Annotated in this window: 14 protein-coding genes; 4 read left to right on the top strand and 10 right to left on the bottom strand. The window is 71.9% G+C overall.

Features of this window, described 5'->3' with window-relative positions; translation table 11 throughout:
- Window positions 1–10: 10 nt before the first annotated feature.
- The 5 genes from ABD946_RS29785 to uvrA form a co-directional block, all read right to left on the bottom strand.
- Window positions 11–1,678: a flavin monoamine oxidase family protein gene (locus ABD946_RS29785; protein WP_345288649.1), complete on the bottom strand. Its 1,668-nt coding sequence runs from the start codon at window positions 1,676–1,678 to the stop codon at window positions 11–13.
- Window positions 1,679–1,752: 74 nt separating this feature from the next.
- Window positions 1,753–3,177, bottom strand: a complete 1,425-nt coding sequence (locus ABD946_RS29780) for an APC family permease (RefSeq protein WP_345288665.1) — start codon at window positions 3,175–3,177, stop codon at window positions 1,753–1,755.
- Between the two features lie 245 nt (window positions 3,178–3,422).
- Entirely contained in the window at window positions 3,423–4,415 is a 993-nt protein-coding gene (locus ABD946_RS29775; protein WP_345288647.1) for a winged helix-turn-helix domain-containing protein, read from the bottom strand.
- Between the two features lie 148 nt (window positions 4,416–4,563).
- The gene (locus ABD946_RS29770; protein ID WP_345288646.1) at window positions 4,564–4,983 is read right to left on the bottom strand and encodes a Rieske (2Fe-2S) protein; all 420 of its coding nucleotides are present in this window, start codon (window positions 4,981–4,983) and stop codon (window positions 4,564–4,566) included.
- 129 nt (window positions 4,984–5,112) lie between these two features.
- Entirely contained in the window at window positions 5,113–8,031 is a 2,919-nt protein-coding gene (uvrA, locus tag ABD946_RS29765) for an excinuclease ABC subunit UvrA (protein ID WP_345288645.1), read from the bottom strand.
- A 311-nt stretch (window positions 8,032–8,342) separates the two neighbouring features.
- Between uvrA and ABD946_RS29760 the strand changes: the two genes are divergently transcribed.
- The 3 genes from ABD946_RS29760 to ABD946_RS29750 all read left to right on the top strand — a co-directional run bounded on the left by ABD946_RS29760 (window position 8,343) and on the right by ABD946_RS29750 (window position 11,005).
- Window positions 8,343–9,086 carry a maleylpyruvate isomerase family mycothiol-dependent enzyme gene (locus ABD946_RS29760; protein ID WP_345288644.1) on the top strand — a complete coding sequence of 248 codons (744 nt, stop codon included), beginning with the start codon at window positions 8,343–8,345 and terminating at the stop codon, window positions 9,084–9,086.
- Between the two features lie 53 nt (window positions 9,087–9,139).
- Entirely contained in the window at window positions 9,140–9,793 is a 654-nt protein-coding gene (locus tag ABD946_RS29755; protein ID WP_345288643.1) for an MBL fold metallo-hydrolase, read from the top strand.
- 135 nt (window positions 9,794–9,928) lie between these two features.
- Window positions 9,929–11,005, top strand: a complete 1,077-nt coding sequence (locus tag ABD946_RS29750; protein ID WP_345288642.1) for a hypothetical protein — start codon at window positions 9,929–9,931, stop codon at window positions 11,003–11,005.
- A gap of 61 nt (window positions 11,006–11,066) precedes the next feature.
- Here ABD946_RS29750 and ABD946_RS29745 read toward each other — a convergent pair whose 3' ends face one another.
- The 5 genes from ABD946_RS29745 to ABD946_RS29725 form a co-directional block, all read right to left on the bottom strand.
- Window positions 11,067–12,053, bottom strand: a complete 987-nt coding sequence (locus ABD946_RS29745) for a TerC family protein (RefSeq protein ID WP_345288640.1) — start codon at window positions 12,051–12,053, stop codon at window positions 11,067–11,069.
- Window positions 12,054–12,282: 229 nt separating this feature from the next.
- Window positions 12,283–12,861, bottom strand: a complete 579-nt coding sequence (locus ABD946_RS29740) for a TerD family protein (protein WP_345288639.1) — start codon at window positions 12,859–12,861, stop codon at window positions 12,283–12,285.
- A 215-nt stretch (window positions 12,862–13,076) separates the two neighbouring features.
- On the bottom strand, window positions 13,077–15,167 hold the full coding sequence (gene uvrB, locus ABD946_RS29735) for an excinuclease ABC subunit UvrB (protein WP_345288638.1): 2,091 nt from the start codon (window positions 15,165–15,167) through the stop codon (window positions 13,077–13,079).
- A gap of 46 nt (window positions 15,168–15,213) precedes the next feature.
- A complete protein-coding gene (locus ABD946_RS29730; RefSeq protein WP_345288637.1) occupies window positions 15,214–15,579 on the bottom strand; it encodes a hypothetical protein in 366 nt (121 codons plus the stop codon).
- A gap of 28 nt (window positions 15,580–15,607) precedes the next feature.
- The gene (locus ABD946_RS29725; protein WP_345288636.1) at window positions 15,608–16,303 is read right to left on the bottom strand and encodes a DUF6445 family protein; all 696 of its coding nucleotides are present in this window, start codon (window positions 16,301–16,303) and stop codon (window positions 15,608–15,610) included.
- 171 nt (window positions 16,304–16,474) lie between these two features.
- Here ABD946_RS29725 and ABD946_RS29720 point away from each other — a divergent pair, with 171 nt between their 5' ends.
- Window positions 16,475–17,302, top strand: a complete 828-nt coding sequence (locus ABD946_RS29720) for a polysaccharide deacetylase family protein (RefSeq protein ID WP_345288635.1) — start codon at window positions 16,475–16,477, stop codon at window positions 17,300–17,302.
- Window positions 17,303–17,412: the final 110 nt, after the last annotated feature.

Genomic DNA, 17,412 nt, shown 5'->3' with positions numbered 1-17,412 from the left:
ACGGGCCCTCTCAGGCCCCGATCGCGGTGAGCACCTCCTGCGCGGCGCGGACGCCTTCGGTGGCACCGCCCTCCATGTAGCCCTGGAAGTCGTACGAGGTGTGCTCGCCGGCGAGGTGCAGGCGGCCCTGGGCGGTGCCCTCGTAGCCGGCGCAGGTGGTGAGGTAGCCGACCGGCCAGCAGGAGTAGGCGCCCAGCGTGGTGGGGTTGAGGTGCCAGGCAGAGAGGGTGGCCTTCCCGGTCCAGGCGGCCTTGGTGCCGGGCCAGAGCCGGTCGATCTGGGTGAGTCGGTCGGTGGCCATGGCCCGGGTGTAGGCGGTGCCGGCGTCGGTGAAGGGGGCGCCCGGGGCGAGGGCCCGGGCCGGGGTGCCGCCGTGGTACTGGACCAGGATGCCGCCGGATCCGGGCTGACCCTTCGTCACGTCCCAGGCCTGCTGGAAGGGCTGGTCGCTGAAGCACTCGCCGCTGGACACCCCGGGCCAGGGGCCGGTGCCGGTCCACGGGCGGCTGCTGGTCTGCATGTTGAGCTTGGTGCAGTAGCCCATGGTCATGTCGGTGAGCACCCGCTTCATCAGCGGGTCGAGACCGGCCCCGGCGAGGTCGACGCGCTGCTGGAGCACCGGCAGCGGCAGGGCCAGGATCGTGTGGTCGGCGGTGACGGTCTTCGTACCGCCGCCGTCCAGCTCGAAGGTGAGGGTCTGGCTGCCGTCCGCGTTCCGGGTGACGGCGAGCAGGGTGTGCCCGGGCTGGACGGTGCCGGCCGGGAGTGCCGCCCGGATCGCCTTCGGCACCTGGTCGTTGCCGCCGGTGACGTGGTAGCGCTCGTCGCTGCCGCCCCAGATGTTGAAGCTGCCGGGGTTGGCCTGCCAGGAGAGCATCAGCAGCAGCGCGTAGGAGGACTGCGCGGTGGTGTCGGCGCCGTACTCGACCGCGTAGGCGACGTCCAGCAGGGCGCCCAGGCGGCTGGAGGTGCCGCCGGGGACCCTGGTCTCGATCCACTCCCGCACCGACATCCGGTCCAGGGCCACGGCGGCCTGGTTGTGGTCGGCCCAGGTCGGCGCGGAGCCGCCGGCCTGGATGTCGGCCTTGACGGTCTGCCAGATCTGCTTGAACTCGGCGTTGGCGGTCTCCCTCGGGTAGTAGCCGCCCTGGAACTGCAGGGTCTGCTCGCCGTCCGAGAAGTGCCGGATCGAGGTGGTGGCCAGGCCGAAGCGCCGGCAGAGCCGGAGCATCTCGTGGTGCCCGGTGTCGATCAACTCGGCGCCGTACTCGGAGACCTGGCCGCCGGCCCAGTCGGTCTTGGAGTACATCCGGCCGCCGACCCGGGCCGTCTCCGCCTCGTAGACGGTGGCCGGGATGCCCTTGTCGGCCAGCGTGAGGGCGGCGTTCAGCCCGGAGATCCCGGCGCCGACGATCGCGATCCGGGGCGGGGTGCCCTTGTACTTGGCCGTGTCGGCGACGGTGGCCGCCCGGGCCTTCGGCGCGACGGCGATCCCGGCCGCGCCCAGGCCGAGCGCGGCGGCGCGGGCCAGCAGGGCGCGGCGGGAGGGGCCGTCGGGCTCGGCCAGGGCCTCGTCGCGGAAACCGGCGTACTCGTCGGCGGGCAGCCGCAGCCGCTCGGCGGCGGCGCGGTCGGCGAGGGCGGAGCGGAGCAGGCGGGCGTACGGAGTGCGGGCCATGTGGGGGTGCCTCCTGACGGGGTGTGGGGGGTGCCCGGGCCGTGGGGGCGGCCCGGGCGGGTGGTGACGGCGGGTCAGACCGTGACGGGCTCGCCCGCGGTGCGCTCCTGGGCGTCCTCGACCACCAGGCGGCCCATCACCTCGTACTTGGCCGGGTGCCTGGCCCGCATGTACAGCGCCAGGCCCAGGCCGCCGAGGAAGACGGCGCCGACGATCCACGGGATCAGCTTGAAGAGCAGGGTCTGCGAGGCGGCCCCGGCGGCGGTGTCCAGGTTCGCCACCAGCAGGCCGATCGCGGCGAGCATGCCCAGCCCGCCGAGCAGCGGGGCGGTGAAGGTGCGGAACCAGTGCCGGCTCTCGGGGTGGTTGCGGCGGAAGTAGGCGATCACGGCGAAGGAGCAGAGCGTCTGCACCACCAGCAGCGCCAGCGTGCCGAGGATGGCCATCAGGGTGTAGAGCCCGGCGTACGGGTCCTGTCCGGCGATCCAGAAGCCGGCGACCACGGCCAGCGCGATCGCGGTCTGGGTGAAGGAGGCGACGTACGGCGAGTTGTGCTTCGGGTGGGTGCGACCCAGCGCCGGGTGCAGGAAGCCCTCCCGGCCGATCGCGTAGAGGTAGCGCGAGGCGCACTGGTGGAAGGCCATGCCGCAGGCGAAGGCGCTGGTCACCATCAACCACTGGAACGCGGTGACGGCCCAACTCCCCAGGTAGGTACGGGCCGGAGCCAGAAACAGGTCCAGCGGGCCGCTGGAGGTGGCCAGGCCGACGGCGGCCTCCGGGGTGTCGGCGGCCAGCACCATCCAGGTGACGAAGGTGTACAGCACGCCGAGCGCCAGCACCGCGACCAGGGTGGCGCGCGGGATGATCCGGCGCGGGTCGCGGGACTCCTCGCCGTACATCGCGGTGGACTCGAAGCCGATCCAGGACCAGAAGCAGAAGAACAGGCCGACGCCCGCGTTCACCCCGGCGAAGGCACCGGTCGGGTTGAGGGTGCCGAGGTGCAGCCCGGACGGGCCGCCGCCGTGCAGCAGGATCGAGGCGGCCAGCAGCACCAGCATCAGCACCTCGCCGACCAGGAACACCCCGAGCAGCTTGGAGGCCACCTCCAGGTCGAAGTAGGAGAGCAGCGCGGTGACCGCCAGCATCGCCAGCGCGTAGACCTGCCAAGGGAGTTCGATACCGAACTGGGCCTCGACGGTCTGCTGCCCGAAGTAGGCGAAGATGCCGACGATGGAGGCCTCGAAGACCACGTAGGCCAGCACCGCGAGCAGCCCGGAGGCCATCCCGGCGATCCGGCCGAGCCCGTGCGAGACGAAGCCGTAGAACGCCCCGGCGGTGGTGATGTGCCGGGCCATCGCCACGTACCCGACGGTGAAGACGGTCAGCACCACCGTCACGAAGAGGAAGCCGGCCGGGGCGTGCACGCCGTTGCCGCCGCCGACCACCACCGGGAGGTTGCCGGTCATCGCCGTGATCGGCGCGGCGGTGGCCAGCGCCATGAAGACCACACCTGCCAGGCCCACCGAATTGGCTCTGAGCCGCTGCACGGTGGGCGGCGCCTGTTGCTCGACTGCGGACACGGTGAACTCCCGGTGGGGCGAGGGGGGGATGGGCCCGCCCAGTGTGAGGGCGGTCACGCTCGCCGCGGGACGGTCAGGTTGTAGCCGGGCTCGTTAAAGGATTGACGGCCTGTCACCTGTACGGGGGCGCCACCGGTGCGCGTGGTCGACGTCCCCCGGACGCCTCAGGCCCCCGTGCGGTTCAGCAGGTCCGCCCCCAGCGGCGTGATCGTGTGCAGCACCGCCCCGCCCCGGCGCTGCGTGGTGATCAGGTTGGCGTTGCGCAGCACCGTCGCGTGCTGGCTGGCCGAGGCCGGCGAGACGTTGAGGCGGCGGGCCAGTTCGGTGGTGGTGCAGCCGTCCGTCACCACGTCCAGCGCCGCGGCCCGGGTGCGGCCGAGCAGTGCGGTGAGGGAGTGCCGGGCCGTCGGGTCCGGGCTGAACAGGCCCGCCCCGGTCAGCGGGTCCCGCACCGTCGGGAAGGCCAGCACGTGGGGCGCGTCCGGGTCCGTGGTGTCGGTCAGCAGCACCGGCGGGTCCGCCAGGAAGACCATCGGCGCCAGCACCAGCCCGCGGCCGCCCAGCGGGATGTCCAGGCTCCTCGGGTAGGTGACCTCCAGGACGGGGGCGCGCCAGCGGATGAGGGGGGAGCAGAAGGTGTCGAGCAACTGCTCCACGCCGCCGTCCAGCAGGGTGCGGGCCAGGTCGGCCCGGACGGCGTCCAGGTGGGCGCGGATCCGGCCCCAGTACGGGCCGACGGTGGCGTCGTGGGTGGCCCGCAGCGAGTCGGCCAGCCGCTGACGGGCGCCCAGGTCGCCCTCCAGCAGGGCGCGGACCCACCGCGGGTCGGCCTGCGGGGTGGCGACGTGCCCGAGTTCCAGCCGGACCAGTTCGTCCGGGGCGCCGAGCAGCCGCTCGATGCCGGCCTCCACCGAGGGGTCGCTGCCGGTGAGCGCCCCGAGGTCCAGCCGGGGCCCGGGGCCGTTCACCAACGAGGCCAGCGGCCGCAGCTCCTCGGCCAGCTGCCCGCCGAACTGCCGCCGCCAGGGCCGGAACTGGGCACAGCTGGTGGCCCCGGTGAGCTTGGCCAGCCCGTGGAAGGTCTCCGCCAGCGGGCCCATGGTGGGCGCCACCCGCACGCGCGCCAGGTCATCCGCCGTCAGATGGATACGCAGCACCTTTAAGCCTCCCCCGAAACCCCTGGTCAGTGCCCCCGCCGACCCCGCAGGATCGTCCCTGTCGCCGCTGCCCGGTACGGGGGTACGGACAGCGGAGCGGCCCGGCCACGCCTCCCCAACGGCGCGGCCGGGCCCCGAACGCCTCCGGTCACTTGGTGACCTGGAAGGCCCCGTCCTTGACCGCGACCTGGTACTGCGGCAGCGGGCTGGGCGCCGGACCGTCCTTGACCGCACCGTCGGCGATCGCGAACTTGCTGTAGTGGCACGGGCAGTTGACGGTGCCCTCCTTGACCTCGTCCACCACGCAGCCGGCGTGGGTGCACTTGGCGCTGAAGGCCCTGTACTGGCCCTCGACCGGCTGGGTGACCACGATCTTCTGCTCGCGGTAGACCTTGCCGCCGCCCACCGGGACGTCGGCCACCGCGCCGACCTGCACCGGCCCGGCCGCGGCCGGCTGCTCCGCGGCGGAGGAGCCGCAGGCCGTCACGGCGGCCGCTCCCCCGGCTGCGAGCACCGCACCGCAGAGCAGGGTGCGGCGGCTGGGCCCGGCGGGCGTGGTCTCGGTCATCGGTGAAGCTCCCTCGGCGAATCCGGCTCGGTGCAGGTCCAGTTCGCCGAAGTCTATGCCGGGACGGCGGAAGGGCCGCCCCGTGGGAGCGGCCCTTCTCGCACTGCTGCCGCGGCTACTTCTTCGCGGCTACTTCTTCGCCACCGCCCGCTTCCTGGGCGCGGCGGCCTTCTTCGCCGCCTTGGTCGCCTGGGCGGGCACCGGGGCGGCCGGGAGCAGGATGTCCCGCAGGAACTTGCCGGTGTGACTGGCCGTCACGGCGGCCACCTCCTCCGGCGTGCCCTCGGCGACCACGGTGCCGCCGCCGGAGCCGCCCTCTGGACCCATGTCGACCAGCCAGTCGGCGGTCTTGATGACGTCGAGGTTGTGCTCGATGACGATGACCGTGTTCCCCTTCTCCACCAGGCCGTCGAGGACCTTGATCAGCTTGCTGATGTCCTCGAAGTGCAGACCGGTGGTGGGCTCGTCGAGCACGTAGACCGTCCGGCCGGTGGAGCGCTTCTGCAGCTCGGAGGCGAGCTTGACGCGCTGCGCCTCGCCGCCGGAGAGGGTGGGCGCGGACTGGCCGAGCCGGACGTAGCCGAGGCCGACGTCGTTGAGCGTGCGCAGGTGGCGGGCGATCGAGGGGACGGCCTCGAAGAAGTGCATGGCCTCCTCGATCGGCATGTCCAGCACCTCGGCGATGGACTTCCCCTTGTAGTGCACCTCCAGCGTCTCCCGGTTGTACCGGGCGCCGTGGCAGACCTCGCACGGCACGTAGACGTCGGGCAGGAAGTTCATCTCGATCTTGATGGTGCCGTCGCCCGAGCAGTGCTCGCAGCGGCCGCCCTTGACGTTGAAGGAGAACCGGCCCTGGAGATAGCCCCGGACCTTGGCCTCCTGGGTCTCCGCGAAGAGCTTGCGGATGTTGTCGAACACACCGGTGTAGGTGGCCGGGTTGGAGCGCGGGGTGCGGCCGATCGGCGACTGGTCGACGTGCACCACCTTGTCCACCAGCTCGGTGCCGGTGATCCGGGTGTGCCGGCCGGGGACGCTGCGCGCCCCGTTCAGCTCCCGGGCGAGGTGGGTGTAGAGGATGTCGTTGACCAGGGTGGACTTGCCGGAGCCGGAGACACCGGTGATCGCGGTGAAGGTGCCGAGCGGGAAGCCGACCGTGACGTCCTGGAGGTTGTGCTCGCGGGCGCCGTGCACCACCAGCTGGCGCTTCTTGTCCCGCGGGCGGCGGACCGCCGGGGTCGGGATGGAGCGGCGGCCGGACAGGTACTGCCCGGTCATCGACTCCTCGTTGTCCAGCAGCTCCTTGAGCGAGCCGGAGTGCACCACCTTGCCGCCGTGCTCACCGGCGCCGGGGCCGATGTCGACGACCCAGTCGGCGGTCTTGATGGTGTCCTCGTCGTGCTCGACGACGATCAGCGTGTTCCCGATGTCGCGCAGGCGGACCAGGGTCTCGATCAGGCGGTGGTTGTCCCGCTGGTGGAGGCCGATGGAGGGCTCGTCCAGCACGTAGAGCACGCCGACCAGGCCGGAGCCGATCTGGGTGGCCAGGCGGATGCGCTGGGCCTCGCCGCCGGAGAGGGTGCCGGCCGCGCGGTTCAGCGAGAGGTAGTCCAGGCCGACGTCGACCAGGAAGCGCAGCCGCTCGTTGACCTCCTTGAGCACCCGCTCGGCGATCTGCTTGTCCCGCGCGTTGAGCTTCATGGCGCCGAGGAACTCGGCGCAGTCGGCGATCGACATCGCGGAGACGTCGGCGATCGACTTGTCGAGGATGGTGACGGCCAGGATCACCGGCTTGAGCCGGGTGCCGCGGCAGGTCGGGCAGGGCACCTCGCGCATGTAGCCCTCGAAGCGCTCGCGGCTGCTGTCGCTCTCCGACTCGGAGTGACGGCGCGTCACGAACGGGATGGCGCCCTCGAACGGCGCGGTGTACGAACGCTCGCGCCCGTAGCGGTTATTGTACCGGACCTCGACCTGGGTCTTGTGGCCGTACAGCAGTGCCTTGCGGGCCCGCTGCGGCAGCCCGGCCCACGGGATGTCGGTGCGGAAGCCGAGCTCGCCGGCCAGCGCGTCGGTGAGCCGGGAGAAGTACTCCTTGGTGTGGCCCTGGGACCACGGGTGGATGGCGCCCTCGTCGAGCGACTTCTCCTCGTCCGGGATCACCAGCTCCGGGTCGACCTCCATCCGGCTGCCCAGGCCCGAGCAGTCGGGGCAGGCGCCGAACGGCGAGTTGAAGGAGAACGAGCGGGGCTCCAGCTCCTCGAACGACACGTCGTCGTACGGGCAGTAGAGGTGCTCGGAGTACATCCGCTCGCGCTCCGGGTCGTCCTCGGCGAGGTCGACGAAGTCGAGCACCACCATGCCGCCGCCGAGCCGCAGCGCCGTCTCCACCGAGTCGGTCAGCCGGCGCTTGGCGGTGGACTTCACGGTGAGGCGGTCGACCACCACCTCGATGGTGTGCTTCTCCTGCTTCTTGAGCGTCGGCGGCTCGGTGAGCTGGACGGTGGCGCCGTCCACCCGGGCGCGGGCGTAGCCCTTGGACTGCAGGTCGGCGAAGAGGTCGACGAACTCGCCCTTGCGCTCCCGGACCACCGGGCTGAGCACCTGGAAGCGGGTGCCCTCGGGCAGCTCCAGCACGCGGTCGACGATGGCCTGCGGGGACTGCTTGGCGATCGGGCGCGCGCAGTGCGGGCAGTGCGGCTTGCCGATCCGGGCGAACAGCAGGCGGAGGTAGTCGTACACCTCGGTGATGGTGCCCACGGTGGAGCGCGGGTTCCGGTTGGTCGACTTCTGGTCGATCGAGACGGCCGGGGAGAGGCCCTCGATGAAGTCCACGTCGGGCTTGTCCATCTGGCCCAGGAACTGGCGGGCGTAGGAGGACAGCGACTCGACGTAGCGGCGCTGGCCCTCGGCGAAGATCGTGTCGAAGGCCAGCGAGGACTTGCCGGACCCGGAGAGACCGGTGAAGACGATGAGCGAGTCCCGCGGCAGGTCGAGCGAGACGTTCTTGAGGTTGTGCTCGCGAGCACCGCGGACGATGAGGCGGTCGGCCACTGCTTCTGGCGCCTTTCTCCGAGGGAGGGTGGCTGGGAAGGGCTGCGTGGCCCACTGCTTGGGACCAACAAGCGCAATCGGGTGAATTCTTCCAGTGTGCGCCCGTCAGCCTACTAGCTCAGGCGTTCGAATAACGACCATGTCCAGCCCGGTCCACCCGAACGAGTGACGGCCCGACCGGGCCCCTGGCGCGGCCCCGCGGAAAACCCGCTGCTCACGCCCGTGGCCGCCGGTAGCGTCCACCGTGTCAACGAGGCGCGGCCCTCCGGGCAACGCCTGCGGCCCTCGGAACCGGGAGTGCTCACCCCACCATGACCGACACCACTGACAACGCCGCCGCGGCCACCCGCGCCGCCGCCGACCTCGCCGCCGTCGAGGCCTCCACCGCGGCCCTCCTCCGGGTCGCCGCCGAACTCGACCCCGAGCAGGTGCCGCAGCCCTCCGGCCTCCCCGGCTGGACCCGGGGGCACGTGCTGGCCCACCTCTCCCGCAACGCCGACTCCCTGGTCAACCTGCTGGACAACGCCTCCACCGGCAGCGACACCCCGCAGTACGCCTCCCACGAGGCCCGCGAGCAGGACATCGAGCGGGACGCCCCGCGCCCGCTGGCCGAGCACTGGGACGACCTGCGGGCCAGCCACCGGCGCTTCGCCGAGGCCGCCGCCCGGCTCACCGAGGACGACTGGAGCACCCCGCTCAAGCACCGCTTCGGCTACACCTTCCCGGCCCACGAGCTGCCCCGGAAGCGGCTGATGGAGGTGGAGTACCACCTGGTCGACCTGGCCGCCGGCTACACCCCGGCGGACTGGCCGCTCGACTTCGCCTCGGCCGAACTGCCGCGCCTCGCCGCCCTGTTCGAGAAGGCCGACGGCCTGCCCGAGCTCCGCCTGACCGCCACCGACACCGGCGCGACGGCCACCGTGGCGGGCGCCGCCGACGCCCCGGTCACCGTCGAGGGCCCGGTCCGCCAGCTGGTCGCCTGGCTCTCCGGCCGGAGCCACGGTTCGACGTTGTCCTCCTCGGGTCCGCTGCCCACCCTCCCGGCGATGGGCTGAGCGGGCATGATGGGCACCCAGACGGCCACCGAGGAGCGAGGAGCGGCAGCGGGATGACGTACCACGGAGCGGTGAAGGTCGGCGGACCGCCGGACGTGCGGGAGCTGGCCCACCTGATCATCACCAAGGTCGCGGTCGGGCCCCACGACAACAACGCCTACCTGCTGCGCTGCCGGGCCACCGACGAGCAGCTGCTGATCGACGCGGCGGCCGACGCCGAGGTCCTGCTGGAGTCCGTCGGCCCCGAGCTGGCCACCGTCGTCACCACCCACCGCCACCACGACCACTGGGGCGCCCTGGCGGCCGTCGTCGAGGCCACCGGCGCCCGCACCGCGGCCGGCCGGATCGACGCCGAGGCCATCGACGTCCCCACCGCCCTCCCCCTCGACGACGGCGACGTGGTCACGGTCGGCCGGGTCGAGCTGACCGTCCGTCAGCTCACCGGCCACACCCCCGGCGCCATCGTCCTGGTCTACGACGACCCCCAGGGCCACCCCCACGTCTTCACCGGCGACTGCCTCTTCCCCGGCGGCGTCGGCAACACCTGGGGCGACCCGGCCGCCTTCGAGACCCTCTACCGCGACGTCACCGAGAAGCTCTTCGACGTCCTCCCCGACGAGGCCTGGGTCTACCCCGGCCACGGCAACGACACCACCCTCGGCACCGAGCGCCCCCACCTCCCGGAGTGGCGCGCCCGCGGCTGGTGACGCCCCTGCGGCAGCGGGCCCCGATCTCCGGGCAGGGGGTCGGGGCCCGTGCCGTTCACCCGTGCCGTTCACCCGTGCCGTTCACCGGGCGGAAAGCGGCTGCGGGCCGGAGCGGGGCGCTGCCAGGATGCCGGGATGGATGCGATTCTGCGGGCGGGCGGGGAGGTGCTCGGGGCCAGGCTCTCCGAGCCGGTGGACCTGGGGGGATCCCGGCGGAGCACGGTGGTGCGGTGCCGGACCGACGGGGGCGGGACGGTGGTGGTGAAGGCCTTCGGGGACGGCGAGCACGCGCTGCGGGGGTTCACGGCGGAGGCGGCCGGGCTGTCGCTCGGGCTGGCCGGGCCGGGGTTGCTGGGGGTGCACGAGGAGCTGCCGCTGCTGGTGATGGAGGACCTCGGGGAGGCGCCGACGCTGGCGGACGTGCTGCTGGGCGACGACCCGCGGGCCGCCGGGGAGGGGCTGCTGGCGTGGGCCCGCGGCCTCGGGCGGCTGGCCGCCGCCTCGGTGCCGCGGCGGGGCGAGCTCGCGCCGTTGGCGGCCCGGTACGGGCGGGGGCGGCCGCCGTGGGAGGACCTGCCGTGGCTGGCCGACCAGGCTGCGGCACTGCCGGCCCTGCTCGACGACCTGGGGCTGCCCGTACCGGCCGGCCTGGCCGGGGAGCTGGCCGGGATCGCGGCGGTGGGCGCCGACGCCCACCCCGCGTTCACACCGGGCGACACGTGCCCGGACAACAACCTGCTGACGCCCGACGGCCTGCGGCTGATCGACTTCGAGGGGGCCTGCTACCAGTCGGTCTTCCTGACCGCCGCGTACTGCCGGATGCCGTTCTCCACCTGCTGGTGCGTCTTCCGGCTTCCGGACGGCCTGGCCGCCGAGGTCGAACGGACCTTCCGCGACGAGGTGGTGACGGTGTATCCGGAGCTGGCCGAGGACGAGCCCTGGCAGATCGGGATGGCCCAGGCCGTCGCGGTCTGGACGACGGACGCCACGGTGCGGATGCTGGCCGGCGCCGTGGCGCAGGACGCCCCGATGCACCGCACCCGCCGCCCGGTCCCCACCAAGCGTCAGCTGCTGCGGCACCGCTGGGAGACGGCGAGCACCCTGGACGGACTGCCGGCCTTCACCCGGACCGTGCGGCTGCTGCTGGACGCGTACGACTGGGACGTGCCCCCGCTGCCGGGGTACCCGGCGTTCCGCGGCCGGACGGCATGAAGCAGGGCCCCGACCTGAGGTGGGTTGGTCGGGGCCCTGCCGTTCTGGGGGTGGTGGAGCGTCAGGCGTCGATCTCGTCCTTGGACTCCGCCCGCTCGGCCCTCTCCTGCTTCCGGGAGGCCATCAGCGAGGTGATGGTGGTGATCACCAGGACGCCGCAGATGACGCCGAGGGAGACCGGGATGCTGATCTCGGGGACGTGGACGCCGCTCTCGTGCAGGGCGTGCAGCACCAGCTTCACGCCGATGAAGCCGAGGATCACCGAGAGGCCGTAGCTCAGGTGGACCAGCTTCTTGAGCAGGCCGCCGATCAGGAAGTAGAGCTGGCGCAGGCCCATCAGGGCGAAGGCGTTGGCGGTGAAGACGATGTACGGGTCCTGGGTCAGGCCGAAGATGGCCGGGATCGAGTCCAGGGCGAACAGGACGTCGGTGGTGCCGATCGCGAGCATCACGATCAGCATCGGCGTCATCAGCCGCTTGCCGTTCTCACGGATCGTCAGCTTGGTGCCGTGGTACTTGTCGGTCGACGGGAAGCGCTTCTCGATCGACTTGAGCAGGCGGTTCTCCTCGAACTCCTCCTCCTCGTCGTCGCCCATGGCCTCCTTGACCAGCTTGTACGCGGTCCAGATGAGGAAGGCGCCGAAGATGTAGAAGACCCAGGAGAACTCGGAGACCAGGGCGGCGCCACCGGCGATGAAGACCGCCCGGAGCACCAGCGCGATGATCACGCCGACCATCAGCACGCGCTGCTGGTAGATCCTGGGCACCGCGAACTTGCCCATGATCAGGATGAAGACGAAGAGGTTGTCGACGCTCAACGACTTCTCGGTGATGTACCCGGCGAAGAACTCGCCGGCCGGCTGCGAACCGCCGTACCACCAGAGGAACCCGCCGAACAGGATGGCCAGCACGATCCAGACGGTGGTCCAGATCCCGGCCTCCTTGATGGAGACCTCGTGCGGCTTGCGGCCACCGATGAAGAAGTCGGCCACGATCAGGGCGACGAGCACCCCGATCGTCCCGACCCACAGGCCCACGGAAACGTCCACTTAGCTGCTCCTCCGGCAGGTAGGCGAGAGACAGTCATCGTCACTGCCGGAGGTCTCTTCCGCCCGTCGGGCCGGCTCCGCCTGGCCCACGGACCAGCGCCCCGGGGCACCGACTTCGGCGCCCGTGATGACGGGGACACTGCGGGGGAATACTCCCCTCCGTTCCACCGAGGCTAACAGAAGAACCAAGGAAAGGTAAAGAAGGTAAAGAACTCCCCCTGGCGCGCCGTCAGAGGAAGGGCTCGATCGCCGGGAGCATGTCCTGGAAGGTGCGCGCCTTGGCCGGTGCCCCGATCGCCTGCATCCCCCAACCGCCGACGCCGTCCCGGTAGACCTTGGCCATGATCTGGCCGGTGTGCGGGCCGCCGCCGGTCAGCTCGTAGCGGGCCAGCTCCTGGCCGGTGGACTCGTCCACCAGGCGGCAGTGCGCCTGCTGCACCTCGGCGAAGCTCTGACCGGTGTAGGACGAGACCGTGAAGATCACCTGGGTGATGTGCACGGGGACCTGGGCGAGGTCCACCAGGATGGACTCGTCGTCCTCCGAGCCGACCCCGCCGATCAGGTTGTCCCCGGTGTGCCGGACGGAGCCGTCGTTGCTCACCAGGTGGTGGAAGAAGACCACGTCCGACGGGGTGCGCTCGGCGTACAGCAGCGCGGAGGCGTCGAGGTCGATCTGACGGGTGCGACTGCCGAACAGCCCGCGCTTGGGCGCCGCCTTCCACCCCAGCCCCATCCGGACCACCGACAGCGACTCGCCCGAGCTCTTCTGCAGGCTCACCCGTTGGCCCTTGGCCAGGTTCACCGACACGGCAATGCCCTCTCTCCTCGGCCCGGCCCACCCACCGGACCGGCGCAACGGCGGACACCCCCTTGCCGTCCCCCGGCCGAGGCCCCCTGCGCGGGCACGGAGCCCACGGCCCCCAACCCTATGGCCTGCGGGCATCCGCCCCGTGCAAGGGGCGTACCCCGTGGCGCGCCCACCGACGCGGAGGTGCCACGGGGCACGGAGGTGACCGGAGGGCTTCAGGCCATGCCGGCTTCGCGCATCTGGCGGAGCTCCTTCTTCAGCTCGCCGATCTCGTCGCGCAGGCGGGCCGCCAGCTCGAACTGGAGGTCGGCGGCGGCGGCGTGCATGCGGTCGGTGAACTGCTGGATGAGATCGGCGAGTTCGGCCGCGGGCAGGCTCTTGGCGGGCTTGCGGTCGGCGCCCAGGGCGGGGACCGGGGCCTTGCCCTTGCCGGACTGGCGGTAGCCGGTGGAGAGCAGCTCCTCGGTGTCCAGGTCCTCGCGGGAGAGGGTGTCCAGGATGTCGCCGATCTTCTTGCGGAGCGGCTGCGGGTCGATGCCGTGCTCGGTGTTGTAGGCCTGCTGGACCTCGCGGCGGCGGTTGGTCTCCTCGATCGCCAGCTCCATCGAGGGGGTGATCCGGTCCGCGTACATGTGGACCTGGCCGGAGACGTTGCGGGCCGCGCGGCCGATGGTCTGGATCAGCGAGGTGCCGGAGCGCAGGAAGCCCTCCTTGTCCGCGTCCAGGATCGCGACCAGGGAGACCTCGGGGAGGTCGAGGCCCTCGCGGAGCAGGTTGATGCCGACCAGGACGTCGAACTTGCCGGCCCGCAGCTCGCGGAGCAGCTCGACCCGGCGCAGGGTGTCGACGTCGCTGTGCAGGTACTGCACGCGGATGTCGAGACCGAGCAGGTAGTCCGTCAGGTCCTCGGACATCTTCTTGGTGAGGGTGGTGACCAGGACCCGCTCGTCCTTCTCGATCCGCTTGCGGATCTCGTGCACCAGGTCGTCGATCTGACCCTCCGTCGGCTTGACGATCACCTCGGGGTCGATCAGGCCGGTCGGGCGGATGATCTGCCGGACCTCGCCGTCGCTCCGGGCCAGTTCGTACTTGCCGGGGGTGGCCGAGAGGTAGACCGCCTGCCCGATCCGCTCCTGGAACTCCTCCCACTTGAGCGGGCGGTTGTCCAGCGCGGAGGGCAGCCGGAAGCCGTGGTCGACCAGCGAGCGCTTGCGGGAGGCGTCGCCCTCGTACATCGCACCGATCTGCGGGACCGTCACGTGCGACTCGTCGATGACCAGCAGGAAGTCGTCGGGGAAGTAGTCGAGCAGCGTGTTCGGCGGGGATCCGGGCTCGCGGCCGTCGAAGTGCATCGAGTAGTTCTCCACGCCGGAGCAGCTGCCGATCTGGCGGAGCATCTCGATGTCGTAGGTGGTGCGCATCCGCAGCCGCTGGGCCTCCAGCAGCTTGCCCTGCTTCTCCAGCACGGCGAGCCGCTCCTCCAGCTCCTTCTCGATGTCGTTCACCGCGCGCTCCAGGCGCTCGGGGCCGGCCACGTAGTGCGAGGCGGGGAAGACGTACATCGACTCGTTCTGGCTGATGATCTCGCCGGTGAGCGGGTGCAGCGTGTAGAGCGCCTCGATCTCGTCGCCGAACATCTCGATCCGGAGCGCCAGCTCCTCGTAGACCGGGAAGATCTCGATGGTGTCGCCGCGGACCCGGAAGGTGCCGCGGGTGAAGGCGAGGTCGTTGCGGGTGTACTGCATGTCGACGAAGCGGCGCAGCAGCGCGTCCCGGTCGACCTCCTCGCCGACGTGCAGCTGGGCCATCCGGTCGACGTACTCCTGCGGCGTGCCGAGGCCGTAGATGCAGGAGACCGAGGCGACCACGACCACGTCGCGGCGGGTGAGCAGCGAGTTGGTCGCGGAGTGGCGCAGGCGCTCGACCTCCTCGTTGATCGAGGAGTCCTTCTCGATGTAGGTGTCCGTCTGCGGGACGTAGGCCTCGGGCTGGTAGTAGTCGTAGTACGAGACGAAGTACTCGACCGCGTTGTTCGGCAGGAGCTCGCGGAACTCGTTGGCCAGCTGGGCCGCGAGCGTCTTGTTCGGCGCCATCACCAGGGTGGGGCGCTGGAGCTTCTCGATCATCCACGCGGTGGTCGCGGACTTGCCGGTGCCGGTGGCACCGAGCAGGACGACGTCCTTCTCGCCCGCGCGGATGCGGCGCTCCAGCTCGGCGATGGCCGCCGGCTGGTCACCGCTGGGCTGGTAGGGGCTGACGACCTCGAAGGGCGCCGTGGAACGCTCGATCTTCGTGATGGGACGCACGCCACCACCGTACGACCAGCCACCGACAATCCCCGAGCGCCGCTGCTCAGGGCCGGGCGGCCAAGGCGTTGCGGACCAGCAGCCGGCCCGCCCGGCGGAAGGAGCGCTCGCTCGAGTCGACCTCGTGGACCCGCAGCCGGCGGAGCACCACCACGACGGCCGGAGCCAGCCCCAGCTCGGCCAGCTCCTCCCGGACGCCCTCGGCGACCGCTCCGTACAGCTCCTCCAGTGACCAGCCGTCCGGCGCCTCCGCCTCCGCCTCCGGCGCGGTCTCGAATGCCAGGCCCGGCTCCCAGGGCTCGAAGTCCACCGTGACGTCCGCGAAGTCCGAGGGGCAGCCGACCTGCCAGACGTACACCGCCCGGACCTCACGGAGCGGGCGGGACGGGAAGGGTTCGGTGGAGGTGGTCATCCCGGCACCGTAGTGAGCCGACGCCGGGTCACGCCATCCAGAAGAAGACCGCGGTCATCCGCTTCTCCTCCAGGGTGGCGCCCCAGTACTCGGTGGCGGTGTGGATCAGGTTGGCGGTGTAGAGCAGCAGCCGGTTGTACCGGTGCGGGACGGCGAGGTCCTCGGTGAAGGAGCCGGCGGGGACGTAGCGGGTGCCGAGGGCGTCGACCAGGCTGTTGTGCGGGGCGGTGACCTGGTTCCCGCCGAGGCGTCCGCCCGGGAGGCTCTGACGGTGGAAGCTGGTGCCGCAGCGGGCGGGCACGGTGGGGTTGAGGTAGAGCACGGCGGCGTACCGGCAGAGCGCGCGGGAGTCGGTGTGCGGCCGGGGTTCGCTCTCCCCCGCACCGACCACCTGGACGCAGTTGTGGTTGAAGGTGCCGCCCTCGGCCTCGCCCAGGGCCCAGATCCGGGAGGCGCCGGTGGCCCTGCGGACCTTCGCCTCGACCAGGGCCAGCTCGTCCGGCAGCAGGGCCGGCATGGCGCGCAGCCCGGGCCAGGCCTCGGGCTTGTGCGGGTAGCCCTCCTCCCACTCCTCGACGGCCAGGCAGCGGGCGCGGACCTCGTCCGGGTCGGGCAGCACGTCGTCGAGCACCCAGTAGTCGCGGCCCTTGGTGGGCTTGCGGTACGGGAGGACGGGCAGCACGGGATGGCCGGGCACGGGCCGGCGCAGCAGCTCAGGGGGCATGGGGCCGACCCTAGGAGCGGTCCGGCCCACGACTCTCCCGCAGAGTGGTCAACTCTTGGCCACGGACCGTCAACTTTTGGTCTGGTCAGCTTCGTTCACGATCGAGGCCCGGATGGTCCGCTCGGCGCACCCGAGTCGTACGGGAGTTCCACGCTCCCTAAGCTGGCCGCGATGAACGCCGACCGCCGCACCGTGCTGCGCTCCGCCGCGGGACTGGCCACCGCCGCCGCCCTCGGGGCCCTGTCCGCCTGCTCCGCCTCCGGGCCCCCGGTGGCCGAGGGCCCGGCCTCCCCGCCGCCCTCCCCCACGCCCACCCCCGTGCCCTCGGCGACGCCGGCGTCCTCCCCCGCGGCCAGCCGCCCGCCGGTGGTCCCGGCCTTCGCCCCGCTGGCACCGGGCACCCCGGTGGAGGTGGTCAACGGGCCGCGCACCCGCTCCGAGATCGCCCTGACCTTCCACGGCGAGGGCGACCCGGCCCAGGCCACCGCCCTCCTGGAACGGGCCGAGGCGCACGGCGTCAAGCTCACCGTGCTGGCGGTGGGCCGCTGGCTGGACCAGCAGCCCCAGATGGCCGAGCGGATACTGCGGGGCGGCCACGAGCTCGGCAACCACACCCAGAACCACCGGGACCTCAACGCGCTGACGCCGGATCAGGTGCACGCGGAGATCGCCGAGTGCGCGGACCGGCTGCGCCGGCTGACGGGCTCGATCGGGCGGTGGTTCCGGCCCTCCGCCGCGCAGTACGCCAGCCGGGTGGTCCGGGAACAGGCCCGGCTGGTCGGCTACGAGCACTGCCTGTCCTTCGACGTCGACCCGCACGACTACGCCGATCCCGGCGCCGACCTGCTCCAGCGCCGCCTGCTCCGCTCCGTCCGCAGCGGCTCCGTCGTCGCCCTCCACATGGGCCACCAGGGCACCGTCGACGCCCTCCCCGGCCTCCTCGACGGCCTCCACCGCCTCGGCCTCCAACCGGTGACGGCCAGCCAACTCTGCGCCTGAGCCCCTTTCGGCGACGCCCGGTAGGGCAAGTGCTCAGGGGCGCGAGGAACTGCGCGAGTACGGAAGGCGGACCAGGGCCAGATCGGGGCAGGCGAGCCAGTTGCACGTGC

Origin of the sequence: Kitasatospora albolonga (assembly GCF_039535905.1) — a bacterium.
In the GTDB taxonomy this organism is placed as follows: Bacteria; Actinomycetota; Actinomycetes; order Streptomycetales; family Streptomycetaceae; genus Kitasatospora; species Kitasatospora albolonga.
The sequence above is the reverse complement of the archived record's forward strand: the minus strand, read 5'-3'. Positions and strand labels throughout refer to the sequence as shown.